The sequence below is a fragment of the Streptomyces sp. NPDC051133 genome (assembly GCF_040682635.1).
Lineage (GTDB): Bacteria > Actinomycetota > Actinomycetes > Streptomycetales > Streptomycetaceae > Streptomyces.
On the sequence record NZ_JBFBBK010000030.1, the window covers coordinates 98,914 to 116,673 of the forward strand.

14 protein-coding genes and 1 pseudogene are annotated in these 17,760 nt (G+C 72.7%); 8 read left to right on the forward strand and 7 right to left on the reverse strand.

From position 1 onward, the window contains the following. Positions 1 to 46 precede the first annotated feature (46 nt). The 5 genes from AB0N17_RS28385 (at position 47) to AB0N17_RS28405 (ending at position 5,843) form a co-directional block, all read left to right on the forward strand. Positions 47 to 856 carry a ribonuclease BN gene (locus AB0N17_RS28385; RefSeq protein ID WP_366014359.1) on the forward strand — a complete coding sequence of 270 codons (810 nt, stop codon included), beginning with the start codon at positions 47 to 49 and terminating at the stop codon, positions 854 to 856. 182 nt (positions 857 to 1,038) lie between these two features. Continuing rightward, complete coding sequence (locus tag AB0N17_RS28390) at positions 1,039 to 2,520, forward strand: diacylglycerol kinase family protein (protein WP_366014360.1); 1,482 nt, start codon at positions 1,039 to 1,041, stop codon at positions 2,518 to 2,520. A 57-nt stretch (positions 2,521 to 2,577) separates the two neighbouring features. After that, a complete protein-coding gene (locus AB0N17_RS28395; RefSeq protein WP_366014361.1) occupies positions 2,578 to 3,645 on the forward strand; it encodes a zinc-dependent alcohol dehydrogenase family protein in 1,068 nt (355 codons plus the stop codon). Between the two features lie 200 nt (positions 3,646 to 3,845). Beyond that, positions 3,846 to 4,118: a hypothetical protein gene (locus AB0N17_RS28400; RefSeq protein ID WP_366014362.1), complete on the forward strand. Its 273-nt coding sequence runs from the start codon at positions 3,846 to 3,848 to the stop codon at positions 4,116 to 4,118. Between the two features lie 273 nt (positions 4,119 to 4,391). Beyond that, positions 4,392 to 5,843 carry a serine hydrolase gene (locus AB0N17_RS28405; RefSeq protein ID WP_366014363.1) on the forward strand — a complete coding sequence of 484 codons (1,452 nt, stop codon included), beginning with the start codon at positions 4,392 to 4,394 and terminating at the stop codon, positions 5,841 to 5,843. 28 nt (positions 5,844 to 5,871) lie between these two features. Here the strand turns inward: AB0N17_RS28405 and AB0N17_RS28410 are convergent, their stop codons facing one another. The 7 genes and pseudogenes from AB0N17_RS28410 to AB0N17_RS28440 form a co-directional block, all read right to left on the reverse strand. Beyond that, positions 5,872 to 6,492 (reverse strand): isochorismatase family cysteine hydrolase, encoded by a 621-nt coding sequence (locus AB0N17_RS28410; protein ID WP_366014364.1) that lies wholly within the window; start codon positions 6,490 to 6,492, stop codon positions 5,872 to 5,874. Continuing rightward, the gene (locus tag AB0N17_RS28415) at positions 6,476 to 6,928 is read right to left on the reverse strand and encodes a hypothetical protein (protein WP_366014365.1); all 453 of its coding nucleotides are present in this window, start codon (positions 6,926 to 6,928) and stop codon (positions 6,476 to 6,478) included. Before AB0N17_RS28415 ends, AB0N17_RS28410 begins: the two co-directional genes overlap by 17 nt. A gap of 80 nt (positions 6,929 to 7,008) precedes the next feature. Further along, positions 7,009 to 8,217, reverse strand: coding sequence for a cytochrome P450 (locus AB0N17_RS28420; RefSeq protein WP_366014366.1), 1,209 nt, complete (start codon positions 8,215 to 8,217; stop codon positions 7,009 to 7,011). A 39-nt stretch (positions 8,218 to 8,256) separates the two neighbouring features. Further along, positions 8,257 to 9,651: an FAD-dependent oxidoreductase gene (locus tag AB0N17_RS28425; protein ID WP_366014367.1), complete on the reverse strand. Its 1,395-nt coding sequence runs from the start codon at positions 9,649 to 9,651 to the stop codon at positions 8,257 to 8,259. Next, a complete protein-coding gene (locus AB0N17_RS28430; protein WP_366014368.1) occupies positions 9,641 to 9,868 on the reverse strand; it encodes a ferredoxin in 228 nt (75 codons plus the stop codon). Before AB0N17_RS28430 ends, AB0N17_RS28425 begins: the two co-directional genes overlap by 11 nt. Before the next feature lie 136 nt (positions 9,869 to 10,004). Continuing rightward, positions 10,005 to 10,571: a serine hydrolase domain-containing protein gene (locus AB0N17_RS28435; RefSeq protein WP_366014378.1), complete on the reverse strand. Its 567-nt coding sequence runs from the start codon at positions 10,569 to 10,571 to the stop codon at positions 10,005 to 10,007. Positions 10,572 to 10,644: 73 nt separating this feature from the next. Beyond that, positions 10,645 to 10,854 (reverse strand): annotated as a pseudogene (locus AB0N17_RS28440) (serine hydrolase); the annotation flags it as partial. 353 nt (positions 10,855 to 11,207) lie between these two features. Between AB0N17_RS28440 and AB0N17_RS28445 the strand changes: the two are divergent. From AB0N17_RS28445 to AB0N17_RS28455, 3 genes are all read left to right on the forward strand, one after another. Continuing rightward, on the forward strand, positions 11,208 to 14,165 hold the full coding sequence (locus AB0N17_RS28445; RefSeq protein WP_366014369.1) for a SpoIIE family protein phosphatase: 2,958 nt from the start codon (positions 11,208 to 11,210) through the stop codon (positions 14,163 to 14,165). Positions 14,166 to 14,382: 217 nt separating this feature from the next. Continuing rightward, positions 14,383 to 16,929 carry an amino acid permease gene (locus AB0N17_RS28450; protein WP_366014370.1) on the forward strand — a complete coding sequence of 849 codons (2,547 nt, stop codon included), beginning with the start codon at positions 14,383 to 14,385 and terminating at the stop codon, positions 16,927 to 16,929. A gap of 155 nt (positions 16,930 to 17,084) precedes the next feature. Beyond that, positions 17,085 to 17,726, forward strand: a complete 642-nt coding sequence (locus tag AB0N17_RS28455; protein WP_366014371.1) for a hypothetical protein — start codon at positions 17,085 to 17,087, stop codon at positions 17,724 to 17,726. The last annotated feature ends 34 nt before the right edge of the window (positions 17,727 to 17,760 follow it).

The window sequence follows — 17,760 nt, forward strand, 5'->3', positions numbered from 1 at the left end:
CAGGTCCCCGCGCTCACGTCGGCTCCCGCAGAGTTCACCTCACCGCATGAGCGCCGGCAGGAAGGCGTCCCACCGGCCGTGGCGTGCCCTTCGGTGGCATGCGGATCAGCGTTGGCGGGCCGCGGTCCGCCGCTTCCGGGGGAGCGGGCCGGGCCGGCTGTGGGGCCGCCTCTCGGCGGTCGACTTCTTCGGACACTCCTTCCAGCTGGCCGCGCTCGCGCTCCTGTGCTTCTTTCCGTTCCTGATCATCGTCACGACGGCGGCAGGCAGTGAAGCCGCCGTCGTGGTCGCCGGGCGACTGGGGCTGACCCAGGAGGCGGCGCAGGCCGTGGCGACCCTCTTCGCCCCCACGACGACGTCGTACACCCTCACCGCGACGAGCGCCGTCCTGCTGCTGCTCGGCGTCATGGCCGTGGCCGGCACCCTGCAGAGCTGGTATCAGATGCTCTTCGACGTCCCTCTGGGCGCGGTCCGACGCACGGTGACCAGGCTCGCCTGGCTCGCCGGCCTGTTCGCCTACACCGCCGCGCAGGCCGCGTTCGGCAGGGCCGTCGACGACGGATGGCTGCTGCCCGCTCTGGTCGGCTTCCTCTGGGCGGTCGCGTTCTGGTGGGCCAGCATCTACGTCCTGCTCGCCGGGACGGTGCCCTGGCGGGCCCTCCTTCCCCCGGCCCTCGTCACCAGCGTGTGCTGGACCGGCCTCGGAGTCTTCTCCGCCCACTACTTCTCCGCGGCTATCGTCGCGAACGAACAGAAGTACGGTCCCATCGGAGTCGTCATGGTCATCCTGTCGTGGCTGGTGGCCGTCGGCGTCGTCATCCATCTGGGGGCGATCGTGGGCCGCGCAGTCCGATGAGCCGTGGGCCCGGCCGACCCGCACGTTCACTCGCTCACCCGGGCGGGGTGAGGCGCCACGCCCCGTGCCGTGCGCAAGCTGAGCCCGCGTGAAGGAACGGGACGGGAGGCGTCGAGGTGCGACAGGCATGGCGTCCGGGTCCGTGCGGCGCCGGACCGGCGAGCGCGGACGGAAACCCCGCGATGTGGGCCCGGCTCGCACTCCTCGCCCTGTCGGGCAGCGTGCTCGTGCTCCTGGTCACCGCGGGGCTGCGGAGCCTGGTGTGGCTGTCGATCGCGGTGGCGGGCGTCGCCGTGACGGCCGCGGGTCTGTGGTGGGCCGTCGCCCACTCCGGGATCGTCCGGGCCGCCGGGGCCGTCGTGGTGGTGGGCGTCCCGGTCGTGGTCGTCGTGCTGTTCGCCACGCACGGCATGGTGGGGCCGGCCTGCCTGTCCCTGGGCCTGTGGGTCCTGGCACTGGCGGCCGCCCGCATCGCGACGACTCCGGCGCACCTCGCCCGAGGGCACGGCGGCGAGGCGCGGCCCGTGACGGCCCCGCGGCGCCCGTGGGTCGTGATGAACCCGCGCTCCGGCGGGGGCAAGGTGGGCCGCTTCGGCCTGGCCGACAAGGCGAGGGCGGCGGGCGCCCGGGTCGTCGTGCTGGATCCGTCGCGCCACCAGGACGTGGCGGACCTGGCCCGGCGTGCGGTGGCCGAGGGAGCCGATCTGCTGGCCGTGGCGGGCGGTGACGGCACCCAGGCTCTGGTCGCCGAGGTCGCGGCGACCTACGACGTGCCCTTCGTGGTGGTCCCGGCGGGGACGCGCAACCACTTCGCGCTCGATCTCGGCCTCGACCGCGACGACCCGGCCCGCGCCCTGGAGGCACTCGGCGATGCCGTCGAGTTCCGCGTGGACCTGGGGTTCGCCGCGGACCGGGTGTTCGTCAACAACGCGTCCTTCGGGGCGTACGCGGCGGTGGTGGGCGACCCCGCCTACCGGGACGCGAAACTCCGCACGACGCTGCAGGCGCTCCCGGCGCTGCTCACCGGCCCCGAGGGGCCACGGCTGCGGATGCGTGCCGGTCACACCCGTACCGGGGGCCTGCAGGCGGTGCTCGTCAGCAACAACCCCTACCGGCCGGTCGCCGACTCGGCGCACCCGGGTCTTCGGACCCGTCTGGACTCCGGCCGGCTGGGCGTGCTGTCCGTGCGCATCGACAACTCCGCCGCGGCGGCCCGGATTCCGGCCCGGCTGCTGGGGAGCCGGCGGTCGCCGGGCGTGACACGGCTGACCGCTCGTGAAGTGGTGGTCGAGACCGACGCGGACACCGTCCCGGCGGGCATCGACGGTGAGTCCGTCGTCCTGCCCGCTCCGGTGGTGTGCCGTGTGGCCCCGGGAGCCCTGCGGGTCCGTGTCCCCCGGCACCGGCCGGGTACGCCGCCCGACAGACCCCCGGCGGACTGGCGGCGGGTGCTGCGCCTGGCCCTCGCGCCGCCGCGGCGCGCCGCGCGTCCGCACCGGCCCGGCCGGGGTGGTGTGGCCGGTCACCGGTCACCGGTCACCGGTCGCCGGGCGGGTAGGGCCGTCACGATCCAGCCGGCCGTCGGGGCCTCACCCTCCGCGGGTGGTTCGGTGCCGCCCCGCGGCGCTCTGCCGGGAATCTCTCCGGGGCCGGGCGTAGCGTGAGGGACAGGTCTGCATACGCGGTGAGCGGAGACGAAAGGTTGAGACGAAAGGTCGCTCATGCCTCGATCCATGCGCGCGCTCGTCGCCGGAACGGTCGGCGAGCCCCTCGATGTCCTGCGGCTGGAGACCCGGCCCGTTCCCACGCCGGAAGCCGGCCAGGCCCTGATCCGGGTGCAGGCGACTCCGGTGCACGCCAGTGACCTGCACGTACTGCGTGGCCGCTACGGTTTCTCCCCGGAGTTCCCCGCGGTCGGGGGGAACATGGAATGCGTGGGACGGGTCGAGGCCCTCGGCCCGGGCACCGAAGGACCACAGACCGGCGAGCGCGTGGTGGTCGCCGCGGTCCCGGCGGTACCCGGGCCCCAGGTGTCCGGCACGTGGCAGGAGTTCCTCGTCGCCGATACCCGAAGGCTCCTGCCGGTCCCGGGGTCCATGAGCGACTCCAGCGCCTGCCAGCTCGCCGTCAATCCGCTGACCGCGCTGCTCCTCGTGACGCGCGAACTCGACGTACGGCCGGGGGAATGGCTGTTGCAGACCGCCGCGGGCTCCACCGTCGGCCGGCTCGTCATCCAGCTGTGCGGGCATCTCGGTATCCGCACGATCAACGTCGTGCGGCGACGCGATGCGGTCGGGGAGATCACGGCGCTGGGCGGTGACGAGGTCGTGTGCACCGAGGACGAGGACCTGGTGCGGCGCGTCGCCGAGATCGCGGGACCGGCCGGCGTGCGCAAGGCCGTCGACTGTGTCGCGGGCGACGTGGGCGCCCAGGTGTCCCAGGCGCTGGCCCCGGGAGGAGAACTCGTGGTCTACGGCGCGCTCTCCACCCATCGACAGACCGCCCCGGCAGCGCTGACGATCCCGCTGCAGGCGCGCTCGGTCATCTACGGGACCAAGGCGGTCCGCGGCTTCTGGCTGAACCGCTGGTTCGGGGCCGCCGCACCCGAGGACGCGCTGCGCGCGCTGTCCCAGGTGCGCGGTCTCGTCGCCGACGACGTGCTGACCATCCCTCAAGGACGGCCGTTCCCGCTCGAACGCTTCGCCGAGGCCGTCTCGCTCGCCGAAGCACCCGCACACGGCACCAAACCGCTCTTCGTCTTCGACGACGCCCCGGACACGGACCGGTAGGCCGGGCCGGCGGGTGCCCCGCCGCCGGGCCGGAGTGCGGGCGGCGCCGAGCTGTTCTAGCGTCGGACGGGAGGGACCGTCCCGCCGGGCCGACGGACGCGGGAGCCCGGCGCAGGGGCGCACAGCGGTCGCGTCCGCCGCGAACGCGCGACGTATCCGCATTCGCATTCCCGACCGACCACGGAAGGCAGGTGTCTCCCATGCGCGTGCCGGCCTGCATCGCCGGTGTCCTCACCGGTCTGACCCTCGTACTCGGCGGTGTGGCGTTCACCGCCTCCGCCGCCCAGGCGGACATCCCGGCCTGCACGAGGCTGGTGCAGCAGTCGGGCGTCCAAGTCTCGGACGCCGTGGGGGCGGCGTGCACCCAAGGCGTGCACGGTGACCTGGCGGGCTGTGTGAGTGCCCTGACCGGGGCCGGTGTGCCGGGCGGCGCCGCGAACGGCGCCTGCCGGATGGCGGCCAACCCGCCCTGACATCACCCGGCCCGTGCCGCGGCCGGCCGCCGTGGCACGGAAGGAAAGGGGCACCGGGCGTGCCCCTGAGGGCTCTTGAGCGCGAGGTGGTTCATGGCGGACCGGACTCACAGGCGGGGGCCGCGCCGACGGGCCCGGGTGGGCGCCGCGGCGGTGTACCTGGGTGGTCTCGGAGTCGTCCTGTCGGGGTGTGCGAGCGGGGACGCCGCTACGGGCGGTCCGTCCGCCGCCGCGTCGCTCGCCCCCACGCCGCCGAAGCAACCGCCACCGCAATTGACGCAGGCGCAGGTGACGGCCGCCGTGGGCCGGCTCGACGGCCTGGTGGGGAACGCGATGCGGCGGACCGGTGTGCCGGGGGTCGCCGTGGGCGTCGTCTACCGGGGCAAGGTCGTGTACGAGAAGGGCTTCGGCGTTCGTGAGGTGGGCAAGAGCGACAAGGTCGACCCCGAGACCGTCTTCCAGCTGGCGTCCTTGTCCAAGCCGCTGTCGTCGACCGTCGTGTCCGGGGCGGTGGGTCGCGGGGTCGTCGGCTGGGACGACCGGATCGTCGACCATGACCCGGGCTTCGCGCTCAAGAACCCGTACGTGACCCGGAACGTGACGGTCGCGGACCTGTTCTCGCACCGCAGCGGACTGCCCGACCACGCCGGTGACCTGCTGGAGGACCTGGGCTACCAGCGCGACTACATCCTGCGGCACCTGCGGCTGGAGCCGCTGGCTCCCTTCCGCGCGAGCTATGCCTACACCAACTACGGCTTCACCGAAGCGGGGGTGGCGGTGGCCGCCGCGGCGAGGACCAACTGGCCGCAGCTGGCCGCGGAGACGCTGTTCAAGCCCCTGGGGATGGATCACTCCAGCTACCGGCGCGCCGACTACGACAAGGCCGTCGACAAGGCGTCGGCCCACGTCGAGGCAGACGGCCGCTGGAAGCCCTCCACCACGGAGAACGCCGACAGCCAGGCGCCCGCGGGCGGTGCGAGTTCGAGCGTCGACGACCTCACCCGGTGGATGCGCCTGCAGCTGGACAACGGCGCGTTCGAGGGGCAGCGACCGGTCGGCCCGGCGGCCCTGGACCGGACGCGCATCCCCCACTCCGTCGCCATGGACCCACTCGCCCCGGCAGGCGAGCCGGGCTTCTACGGGCTCGGCTGGAACGTCCGGTACGACGAGCGCGGACGGCTGCGCCTGAACCACTCCGGCGCCTTCGACCTGGGCGCCGCGACCGAGGTCACCCTGCTGCCCGGCGAACGGCTCGGCATCGTCGTACTGACGAACGGGCAACCCATCGGCGTACCCGAGGCGGTGGCCGCCGCCTTCTTCGACATCGCCCAGAACGGACGGCAGACGGTCGACTGGCCGGCCTTCTACCGGAAAGTGGTGCAGGCCGCCGCCCATACGGGGATCTCCCCCACGAACTACGCCGAGCCGCCCGCCAACGCCGCACCGGCCAAGGCAGACGACGTCTACACGGGCACCTATGCGAACGCGTACTACGGGCCGCTCACCGTCACCCGTGACCACAGCGGCGGTCTGAGCATGACGCTGGGCCCGCGCAGGATGACATTCCCCTTGCAGCACTACACGGGCGACACGTTCAGCTACCGGACGCAGGGCGAGAACGCCGTCGGGCTGTCCGGCGTCACGTTCCACACCCGCTCCGGCCACGCCACGAGCGTCACCGTCGAGCACCTCGACGCGAAAGGACTGGGCACCTTCCACCGCTGAGGAGGACGGCCGCCCTCAGTTCGCGGGCTCAGCCCGCCAGGATGTGGACGAGTTCCGCCGTGGTGACGATGGCGTGGGCGTAGGTGGGGCCGTTCAGCTCGTGCGCGGCGTGCATCATGTCGGCGCTGTAGGCCGCGGTCGCGTCGGTGACGAGCGTGACGTGGTAGCCGAGCTCCATCGCGAAGCGGCCCGTGGACTCGACGCAGGTGTTGGCGAGCAGCCCGATCAGCACGACCTGCGTGATGCCGCGCTGTTTGAGCCGGAGGTCCAGGTCGGTGTTGGCGAAGCCGCTCTGCGCCCAGTGCTCCTTGATCAGCAGCTCTCCCAGCCGGGGCCGGAAGTCCGGGTGGAACTCGCCTCCCCAGCTGCCGCGGGCGAAGATCTGCCGCCGCTGCGCCTGGCGCTGGCTGGGACTGGGGTGGTCCCAGCCGACGTAGTCGCCCTCCTCCCAGCGCCGGTGCGGGACGAACGCCACCGTCAGACGGGCCGTGCGCGCGGTGTCGACGACCGTGCGCAGGTGGGGCAGCAGACCCACTTCCCCGGCCACCTGCTCCACGCGCGGCCACAGCTTGCCGCCCTCGGAGAGGAAGTCGTTGTAGGGGTCCACCAGGAGGACCGCTGTGCGACTGGGGTCATAACGGTCCGTCATGACGGTGTCCTCTCAGGCGGCGGTGGTTGCGCAGAAGCAGGGCGGAGCAGACGACGGTGCAGGCCAGCCCCGCGTACAGCAGGGGCGGGGCCCAGAACCACACCTCCTCGGTGCTGTGTCCGCCGGCCCAGTGGCAGGTGATGGACGGAGGGAAGCCGTCCACGCTCACCGATGCCAGGCGGTAGTGCCGTCCGGCATCCAGGTACGCGCCGTCGCCGGTCTTGTCCCCGCACACGTCGAGCGGGTTCGTGAACGCGAGCCCGTAGACGGTCGCGGCCCCGTAGGCGGCGATCACCGCGGCGATTCCGATCACAGCCCAGCGGACCGGCCGCGAGGGCTTCCGCCTGCTCACCCAGAACGCGTACGGAAGTGCCCCCACGGCCAGCAGGAAGAGCGTGATCGCGGGCGGCCCGAAGAGCGCGAAGAGAGTCACCATGCGGCCTGACGCTACGTCGAGTGTTACGTCGAGCCGGCCGCTAGGTGCCCGGAAGCCGCCCCGCGGAGAGAGCCCGCAGCTCAGGCCGTGAGGCCCTCGATGGCGACGGGCAGGTGACGGGGGCCGCGCAGGACCGCGTTGGCGCGGTAGGGCGGCGGATCCTCCAGCAGCCGGGAGAACCTGACGCGGCGGAACAGTTCGGGCACGGCCACATGGAGTTCGATGCGTGCGAGGGGTGCGCCGAAGCAGTAGTGGATGCCGGTGTAGAAGCCGAGGTGTTCGTTGTCCTTGCGGTCGGGGTCGAAGCGGTCGGGGTCCTCGAAGCGTTTGGGATCGCGGTTGGCGGCGGCCAGCATGAGCCAGACCGGCGAGCCCTTGGGGATCGTGGTGCCGGCGACGTCGATGTCGGCCAGGGCGGTGGTCCACGGGACGAACTGGACCGGGGGTTCGTAGCGCAGTACTTCCTCGATGAGCGGGACGGCGAGGTCCGGGTCCTTCTGGAACCGTTCGAGGACGTCGGGGTGGCGCAGCAGGGTGAGGGTCGTGTTGGTGATGGCGTTGACGGTGGTCTCGTGGCCGGCGACCAGGAGCAGCACCGCGGTGGCCTCCAGGTCCGCCGGTGTCATGGTGGGGGCGAGCGCGCTGAGGATCCCGGGGCCCGGGTGGCGGCGTTTGGTCTCGATGAGGCCGGACAGGTAGGCGCCCAAGTCCTGGCGTGCTCGCTGTCCCTTCTCCTGGCCGCTGTCGTCGCCGGGCCGGGGATCGAGCGACGACGCCAGGGCGTCGGCCCAGACGTGGAAGCGCGCTTCGTCCTCGCGTGGCACGCCGAGGACCTTGCAGATGGCGGTGACGGGCAGAGGGTAGGAGAAGTCCTCGACGATGTCGACCTGGTCCTTGCCCTCGAAGGCGTCGAGCAGCTCGGTGACGACCTTGGCCAGCTCGCCGCGCAGGCCGTCGAGGAATCTGGGGCTGTGCGGGGGGCCGAAGGGCCGGTTGATGGTGTCGCGCAGCCGGTCGTGCACGGGCGGGTCGGTGAAGATGAAGCTGGGCGGCAGGCCGCTCTCCGGGGCCGGTTGCCCGGGGCGGGCTTGGCCGGACGGACGGTTGCTCGTGTCGTTGCTCAGCCGTGGGTCGTTGGCGAGATTGCGCACCTCGTAGTAGGTGCTGACCACGTAGGAGCCGTCGTCCTGCCGCCTGACCGGTTGCTTGCGCAGTTCCGCGTAGAGCGGGTACGGATCGGCGCGATGGGCGTAGTCGATGATCTGCGTGATGAGGGTGCCGGTCGTCATGGCGTCTCCTGAGGGCTCCGAGCGGTTCAGGGCCGGTGATCAGGCATGCGCCGGAACGAACGAGACACGCCGCTCGCTCGGCGAGTGACCCGTCAGCGTGACCGTGGCCCCGTGGGTGGGCAGATGGGGGTCGGGGAAGGCCGGGTCGATCGGCTGCAGCGTCTCGGTCCGGCGGTCGACCGTGCGGTACTCCGGCGGGAACGGCGCGCCGGACGCGATCTGCTGCTCGTAGAACCCCAGCCACTTGGCCCCGTCGAAGGACGCCGCGGCGATGACGCGGCCCCGGTAGCCGTACACCGCCACGAACTTGTCCTCGGCGAGCGACCCTTGGGCGACGACCAGTCGGTCGCCCAGTGAGGGAACACCCACCGACTTGATGTTCACACCGAACTGGGTGGACCAGAACATCGGCAGCCACAGGTGCGGACGGCGGTCAGGCCCCGCGCAGATCATGTTGTGGGCGGCGATCTCGGCCTGCTCGACCGCGTTGCCCCAGTGCTCCAGCGCCAGGAACTGGTAGTCGAACAGCGGGTGGGGGCTGCGGGCGACGTCACCGGCGGCGTAGATGTCGTCGGTGACGATGCCATTGACGTCGAACACCCGGCACCCGGCGTCGCACGCCACCCCCCGGGCGCCCGCCGCCACCCCCGAGCCGGCGAGCCATTCCGTGTTCCGCAGGGCACCGAGCGAGACGACCGCCACCTCCACGTCGATCGCCGAACCGTCGGACAGATGGGCGCGCCTGAGCCGCCCCACGTCGTCGCCCTCGAGGGCGGTGACGCTGACGCCGCAGCGCAGGTCGACCCCGTGCCCCCGCTGCAGCCGGTCCGCGACCGCGCCGATCACCCCGCCGAGCGCGCCCACCAGCGGTGCCGGGCCGCGCTCGGCGACCGTGACCTGAAGGCCCAGCTCCCGGCAGGCGGAGGCGACCTCGGAGCCCGTGAAACCGGCGCCGATCACCAGCACCCGGGACACGCCCGACGTCAGCTTCCGGCGCAGGCGTGCGGAATCGTCGCGCGTACGCAGCCCGAACACCCCGTCCAGCGCCGCCTCTTCCGGATGGAACCAGGGCCGCGCCCTGGTTCCCGTGGCGATCAGCAGGCGGTCGTAGGGGACGGTGTCGCCGTTCGCCAGCCGCACCTGTTTCGCGGCCCTGTCCAGGCTCTCGGCCGCGACGCCCAGACGCCATTCGGCGTCGATGTCGCGCCGCCGCGGCAGCACGGTGTCCTCGGGCCGGGCCCGCCCCAGCAGCGCCTGCTTGGACAGCGGCGGCCGGTCGTAGGGTTCGTACGGCTCGTCGCCGATCATGGTCAGGGAACCGGTGAAGCCCTGCTCGCGCAGGGTCTCGGCCGCGCGCAGACCGGCCAGCGAGGCGCCGACGACGACGATGCGGCCCTGGCGCCGCAGGACCTGGACGTCCGTGTCAGCCGACATGGGGCTCCACCCGCCTGGTCGGCTCGTCGGAGTAGTCGACGAGGATGGCCTGGACCGGGCAGGCGGCAGCCGCCTTCTCCACCCGGTCACGCTGTGCCTCGTCAAAGTGAGGGGAGAACAGCAGCGCTTCCTCGCCGTGCAGGGAGAAGACGTCCGGGGCGAGAAAGACGCACTGTGCGAATCCCTGGCACCGGTTGAGATCGACGACAAGCCTCATCTGGAACACGCTCTCTACGGGCCGCGGTCACCGCCGGCTCCGTGGTCCTTGCGCTCGGTTCACACGATTGTGGGCATGCCTCCACTTCAGGATCGGCCTCGTCGGAGCGGCTCGCAAACCGGACAAGCGGGGGGATTCAGTCGCCGGTGGGGAGGGAGAGGCCGGTGTAGATCTGGTCGAGGACGGTGGGCAGCAGGGCCTGGGCGGTGGTCCGGCCCTCGGGGGAGAGGGTCAGATTCGTCCAGATCACGAGGGTGACGTCGTTGTCCGGGGCGTAGCCGATGAAGGAGTTGAAGCCCGGCAGTTCACCGCCGTGGTAGTACATCGAGGCGTGCGGACCGAACCGTTGGCGGGCGATGCCGTAGCCGTACTGCGATCCGCCCGGCGCGGCCGGGTCCTCGGCCCGGGGGCCGCGCAGCCACAGCCGCTGGTACGCGGGACCGAGGACCTTGCCCGTCACCAGGGCCCTGATCCAGGTGGCCAGGTCGTCGGCGCGGGAGATGGCGCCTCCGGGGGCGGTGGCGTAGGAGGGTTCTGATGGGTGTAGTCCACCGGGCGGAGCCTCCCGGACCGGGCCGCCGCCCGCAGGCCGGCGGGGTAGGGCCGGTCGACCAGTGCGTAGGCCGATCCGCCGTACATGTAGCCGTGCGCGTAGGGGGCGGGGAGACAGGTCGTGGGCGCCGGGCAGTGAGGTGTGGGTCAGGCCGAGCGGGGCGCAGTTCGGCGACGGTGATGTGTTCGCCGCCCGGCACCCCGGACACGTAGGCGGACACCGGGTCGGTCAGCCGGAGCCTGCCGTCCTGGGCGAGGAGGAGGATCAGCGCCGAGGTCATGGTCTTGGTGTTGGAGGCGATCCGGAAGTGGTCGGCCGTGGTGGGGGAGCGGGCCGTGGTGGGGGAGCCGGGCGTACCCAGCTCGGTCGTGCCCACGGTCGCCCGGTGGGTGCCCCGCGGGGTGCGCAGCAGGACCACCGCGCCGGGGACCATGCGTTTCCTCGCCGCTCGCGCGACGAGGGAGCGGAACGCGGCCGGATCGACGGGCTTCAGCGCCGAAGCGGTGGGGGCGGGCTCCGTCACCCCCGCGGCGCCGGCGAGGGGCCAGGCGGCGGGCGGTCCGTGACGCGCCCTTCGGCGGCCGGCCCCCGTGCTCGGTGGTCATGACCAGGGCCTCCGCTGGAGGTGAGGCGACGAAGGGTGGGCGACGAAGGGTGAGCCGACGTCACCTGGAGTTGACTGATGACGGTCCTACCCCAAAGCAGGTGAAATGGCTTAAGTTCGCCCGAATAGGATGGATTGGCGACGAGAGATCGCTGCGGTACGCGCGGAGGTGGCAGTCGACAGTGGTGAATACCAGAGGCGGCGACATACAGACCGTACGGCCCTCGCAGCGACACCGCATGCGGATGCGGCTGCTCGACGCCGTGGACGCGGACCGACGCGACGTCGACGTGCTGCTGACCGCGCTCCAGCAGGCGGTGGCCGAGGTGCACGGTCTCGGCGGCATGGTGCACCTCCCCGGCGGCGGCATGAGCGGCATCCTCTACCTGGTCGCCGACAGCGGCCTGCCGGAACCGATGACCCGGCCCTGGCTGATCATCCCGGCGCGAGGCGCGGCACCGCCCAGCAGGGCCGCTCGCGACGACATCGTCGCCTGGCAGCCCGAACTGGCCCCGCCCGACCCGGTGCCGGGCCGGGACCCCGCCGCCCTGTGGCCTTCCCGCGTCCCCGCCGGCATCGCCCACCTGGCCGTCCCCATCCCCGGCGGTGGCCGGCGCCGGGGCGCGCTCTCGGTCCTCTTCGCCCCGGGCGACGAGCCCGGTGCGGCGGAGCGCGCGTTCCAGCGCGAGGTGGCGGAATGGATGTCCGGGCGGCTCAGGGCGTCCGGGATCCTCAACCCGTCCCCCACTCTGCTGCGCGCCCTTGAGGGCGGATCGGGGTCACGGGAGGCACCCCCGTGGGACGCGGACTGGGCGCCCTCCCTCGCGTACACCTGGGACCTGCGCACCGGGGAACTGACCTCCGACCGGCCCGTCGAGGAGGTGCTGGCCGGCATCGATCCGGCGGTGATGGCCGGCGGGATCGAGGCGTGGGCGGCGCTGATCCACCCGGACGACCTGCCGGGGGCGGTGACCGGCTTCGACATGGGCATCCAGCTGCGCGGCGGCTTCCAGGACGAGTACCGGATCCGGCGCGAGGACGGCACCTACCTCTGGATCGAGGCGGGTGCCCGGACGCTCACGGACGAGGAGGGGACACCCGTGAAGGTGATCGGCACCCTCCGAGACAGCAGCGAGACGCACACCGCCGCCGAGTCGGTGGGGCGGGCGCTGCGGCACATGAGCGACGGCTTCGTCTCCCTGGACTCGGACTGGCGCATCGGATTCCTCAATCAGGCCGCCGAGAAGCTCTTCGGCGCCGCGGGAGACGTGGCCGGGTCCCTGCTCTGGGACATTCCCGCGCTGCACGCCGTGCCGGGCCTGGAGGAACGGTGCCGGGCCACGGTGGCCGAGGGACGGCCGGCCGGATTCGACGTACCGGGTCAGGACGGAACCTCCTGGTACCACCTGCGGCTGGTACCGGTGCCGGAAGGCCTCACGCTCTACATCACCGACACCACCGAGCGGCATCTGCGCGAGGCCGAGCGCGCCGCCGCCGAGCGGGCGGCCGGGGAGCGGGCGGCCCTGGTCCAGCGGATCACGCGGGAGCTGGCCGAGGCCGTCACGGCCCAGGACGTGATCGCGGCGGTGGCCGACGGGGTGATGACCCCCCTCGGGGCCACCGGACTCGTCATGCTCGGCGTGGCCGGCGACCGGCTGACCGTGGTCGGCTCCCGGGGGTATGCGGAGCGCTTCACCCGGCTGCTGGACGGGCAGTGGGCGGTGACGGACACCGCCACCCCGCTGGGGGACGCCCTGCGCACCCGCACCACCCTCTTCATCTCCTCCCAGGAGGAGATCCTGCGGCGGTACCCGCAGACCCGGGCCCTGGTCCGGGAGGGCGGCAAGCAGGCGTGGGCCTTTCTGCCGCTGGCGGTGTCGGGGCGCGAGATCGGCGCGGTGGTGATCGCCTTCGGCCGGGCGCGGGTGCTGGACGATGACGAACGAACGCTGCTGACCGCGCTCAGCGGACTGATCGCACAGGCCCTGGAGCGGGCCGGCCTCTATGACGAGGCGACGACCCGGGCCCGCACCCTCCAGCGCAGCCTGCTGCCACGAGCACTGCCCGAGCTGCCCGAGGTGACGACGGCGGCGCGCTACCAGCCGGCCACCCAGGGGGCGGACGTCGGCGGCGACTGGTACGACGTGATCCCGCTCTCCGCGGCCAGGGTGGCACTCGTGATCGGCGACGTCATGGGCCATGGCATGGCCGAGGCCGCCACCATGGGCGGGCTCCGCACGGCCGTCCGCACCCTCTCGGAGCTGGAGCTGCCGCCCGACGAGATCCTCGGTCACCTGAACGACATCGTCGGCGACCTGGGCAACGATGCCTTCGCGACCTGCCTGTACGGCATCTACGACCCGGTGACCCGGCGTCTGTCGTACGCCAGCGCCGGTCAGCCGCCCCCGTTGGTGGCCCACCCCGACGGCTCCGTCGCCTTCCTGCCGATGACCCCCGATCCGCCGCTCGGGGTGGCCGCTCCCCCCTTCGAGGTCCGCGAGACCCTGCTGCCCGCCGACAGCCTGCTCGCCCTCTACAGCGACGGCCTGGTCGAGAGCAAGGACCGGGACGTCAGCACCGGCATGAGCCGGCTCGCCGAGCTCCTCTCCCGGTCCGTGACCGCCATGCCGGCCGCACCGGCGGACGCGTCCGGCCTGGACGCCCTCTGCGCCGCCCTCACCTCCGCCCTCCTCCCCGCCCACGGCGCGCTGGTGGACGACGCCGCCCTGCTGCTGGCCCGCACCCACCCGCTGACGGCGGAGAACGTCGCGGAGTGGCCGCTGCCGGAGGACCCGACGGCGGCGGGCCGGGCGCGTGAGCTGGTCCGCGCGCAGCTCACCGCGTGGGACCTGGCCGACGAGGACCTGATCATGACCACCGAACTCCTGGTCAGCGAGCTGGTCGGGAACGTCGTCCGGCACGCCTGCGGCCCCACCCGGCTGCGCATGCTCCGCAGCCGCGCGCTGATCTGCGAGGTCTCCGACGCCAGCCTGACCACGCCGCACATCCGCCACACCTCCGACACCGACGAGGGCGGACGGGGCCTGCAGCTCATCTCCGCACTCTGCCGGCGCTGGGGCACCCGGCACACCCGCACGGGCAAGTCGATCTGGACCGAACAGCCCCTCCCCACGGCCTGAGTCCGCCGGGTACCGGGCCGGTCGGGGACGGGCACCCCGCCGCCCGCCCGCCGCGCACCCGGGCGTCGAGCGGGTGAGGCGGCCCAGCGCTGTTGCGGAGGGCCGTGACCCGGCGGTGCAATCAAGTGTGAGGCCTTTCGCCAGCGCCATGTCGGCCGGCCGCCCCGCCTCGGGTACGGGGGCCGGCCGCAAAGGGCTCAGGAGCGACGCCCTGGGCATGTTCTCCTCGGTCGTCATGGGCCTGGCGTCCACCGGACCGGCCTACAGCCTCGCCGCCACGCTGGGCATCATCGTGGCCGGGGTCGGACTGCAGGCCCCGATCGTCATCATGCTGGCGTTCGTCCCGATGGTGCTCGTCGCGTGCGCCTTCCGGGAGCTCAACGCGAGCAACGCCGACTGCGGCACCACCTTCACCTGGGCCACCCGCACCTTCGGGCCGCGCGCCGGCTGGATGGGCGGCTGGGGCCTCATCGTCGCCAACATCATCGTCATGGTGAACCTCGCCGCGATCGCCGCCGCCTACGGCTTCCGGCTGGTGGGCCTCGACGGCCTGGCGGAGAGCCGGCTCTGGGTCACCGTGGCGGGCGTCGTCTGGATCGTCCTGATCACCGCCGTCTGCTACATCGGCATCGAGGTCTCGGCGGCCGTCCAGCGCTGGCTGCTGGGCCTGGAGATGGTGATGCTGATCCTGTTCGCGGTCGCCGCGCTGGTCCGGGTCCACACCAGTCCTCCGCCGACGGCGATCCAGGTCTCCGCCTCCTGGTTCAACCCCTTCGAGGTGCCCTCGTCCAGGGCCCTGACCTCGGGCGTCCTCGCGGGCGTCTTCATCTACTGGGGCTGGGACACCGCGTTCTCGGTCAACGAGGAGACCGTCGACAGCACACGTGTTCCCGGTCGCGCCGCGGTCCTGTCGACCGTGCTGCTCCTGTGCGTGTACGGGCTGGTGGCCACGTCGGCGCAGGCGTTCGCGGGAGTCGGCACCACCGGCATCGGGCTGGGCAACGCGCAGAACTCCGACGACGTGTTCTCCGGGCTGGGCGAGGCCGTGTTCGGGGCCAGCGGCACGGGGGTCCTGCTGTCGAGACTGCTGATCCTGATGGTGCTGACCTCCGCGCTGGCCTCGGCCCAGACGACCATCCTGCCCCTGGCCAGGACCGTCTTCTCGATGGCGGTCCACAAGGCCGTCTCCTTCCGGTTCGCCCGGATCCACCGCAGATTTCTCACCCCGACCTGGGGGACCGTCGGCATGGGAGCGGCCTCGATCGCCCTGCTGCTCCTGCTGTCTTCGTTCAGCCGGAACATCCTGGCCGACTCGATCGACTCGGTGGGTCTCGCGATCGCCTTCCAGTACACGCTGACCGGCTTCGCCTGCGTCTGGTACCACCGCAAGGTCCTCACCCGCAGCAGACGGGACCTGGTCCTCAAGGGCGTGCTGCCGGGACTCGGCGCGCTGATGATGTGCCTGCTGTTCGTCTACGCCGCGTTCGTCGTCTACGCGAACCCCGGGTACGGCGCGACCGCCGTCGACCTGCCGCTGATCGGGAGGACGGGCGGGGTCACCGTCCTGGGCCTGGGCGCCCTGCTGATCGGGCTGGTGCTGATGCCGGTGGTCACCCGTGGCCACACCGTGGCCCTCAAACTCCAGAAGAGCATGCTCCCGGGCCGGCTGCCGCCGCACGTCGCCGTCGACTCGGCGAGCCGCTATCTGCCGGCCGACAGCGGATCCGGGGTGGGCGGCGACTGGTACGACGTCATCCCGCTGTCGGGCACCCGGGTCGGCCTGGTCGTCGGGGACGTGGTCGGTCACGGGCTGCGTGCCGCTGCCGCCATGGGACGCCTGCGCACGGGGGTACGGGTGCTGGCCCGGCTGGACCTGAGCCCGGACGAGCTGCTGTCGCGCCTGGACGACCTGGTCGAGCAGACCGCGCACGAGCGAGCGAACGGGCAGGGTCCGGGCCGCCGGCTGCCGCGGGCCGACGAGGCACTGGGGGTGAGCTGCCTGTACGCGGTGTACGACCCCGTCTCGGGGACGTGCAGCCTGGCGCGGGCCGGGGAGCCGGTGCTGGCGGTCGTCGAACCGGACACCGGCGCCGTCGCCTACCCGGAGCTGCCGGCCGGGCCGCCGCTGGGCATCGGCGGCCCGCCCTACCAGAGCACGGAACTGCGGTTCGAACCGGGCAGTGTGCTCGCGCTCTTCACGGGCGGTCTGCTGCAGGCGGCCGACGGCCGTGACGCCGGGCTCGCGCGGCTGTCCCACGTCCTCTCCGACGACCGCGGCGCCCTGGAGGTGCTGTGCGACCGGGCGGTGACCACCCTGCTGCCCGGGCCGGTGGACGTGGACGCGACGCTGTTGGTGGTCCGCACCCGTCTGCTCGACCGCGGCCGGTTCGCCCAGTGGGCGCTGTCCCCGGACCCGGCCGCGGTGGCCACCATCCGCACGGCCGTCAGCAAGCAGCTCCGCGACTGGGACCTGGACGACCTGACGTTCGCCACCGAGCTCATCGTCAGCGAGCTGGTCACCAACGCCATCCGTTACGTCGGCGGCCCGATCCAGGTACGTCTGATCCGCGACCGGACCCTGATCTGCGAGGTCTCCGACACCGGCCACACCACGCCCAATCTGCGGCACGCGGCCAGCGACGACGAGGGCGGCCGGGGCCTGTTCATCATCGCCCAGATGACCCATCACTGGGGCACGCGCTACACCTCCACCGGCAAGACGATCTGGACCGAGCAGGACCTCGCGCCGGCGGACGGCCTGTAGTACCGCGCCCGGCAGACACCGCCTAGCCCGACCTATTGATGTATGAGCGTGTTTGCGCAGGTTTGCGCCGTTGCTCCGCCCTGTCCGGGGAGGCTCGCCCTCGGGCTCGGGGAACGCCCCGAGCCGCCCCCCCCCAGGAATCAAGGAGCACCCATATGAGTCCTGAGCACAGGACGCCCCCGCCCTTCGGACCGGCGCCGGGCGGCCGGTTCACCCGGCTCCGCAGGCTCGCCGCGATCGCCACGGCGGTGACGGTCGCGGTGGCGACCCCCGCGGTGGCGGTGGCCGCCGGCATGACCTCGCACACGGGCGCGAGCGTGACGTACGCCGCCGACCCCCGCCCGTGCGACCACACGAAGCCGGACGACAAGGGCGGCGACTGCGACTCCCAGCACCCCAAGCCCACCGTCACGGTGACCAGGACGGCGACGGCGACCGCGACCGTGACCACCACGGCGACCACGACGGCGACCGCGACGGTGACCGCGACGGCGACGGCGTGCGGTACCGGCGTCGACTCGACGGACCCCAACGGCAACGAGCAGTTCCTCGCCGCGCTCGTCGGCGGGGTGCCGTTCGCCGGCCGGCGCCCCGGCATCGCGCCGTCCCCGGACACCCCGAACATCGTGTCCGGCCCGGCCAACGCCCCGGGCTGGACCGACCTCAGCACCATCACCGGCTTCCCCTCGGACCCGGTGTGCGGTGTCTCGGTCGACGCCAACGGCAGTGACGCGTTCCTGATCGTTGCGGTACCGGTCGGGCGGGCCCGAGGGCCGACGCGGCCCCGTGCCGTCTGAACCGCCGTCCCCGCCGTCCGACGGCCCGCCCGTG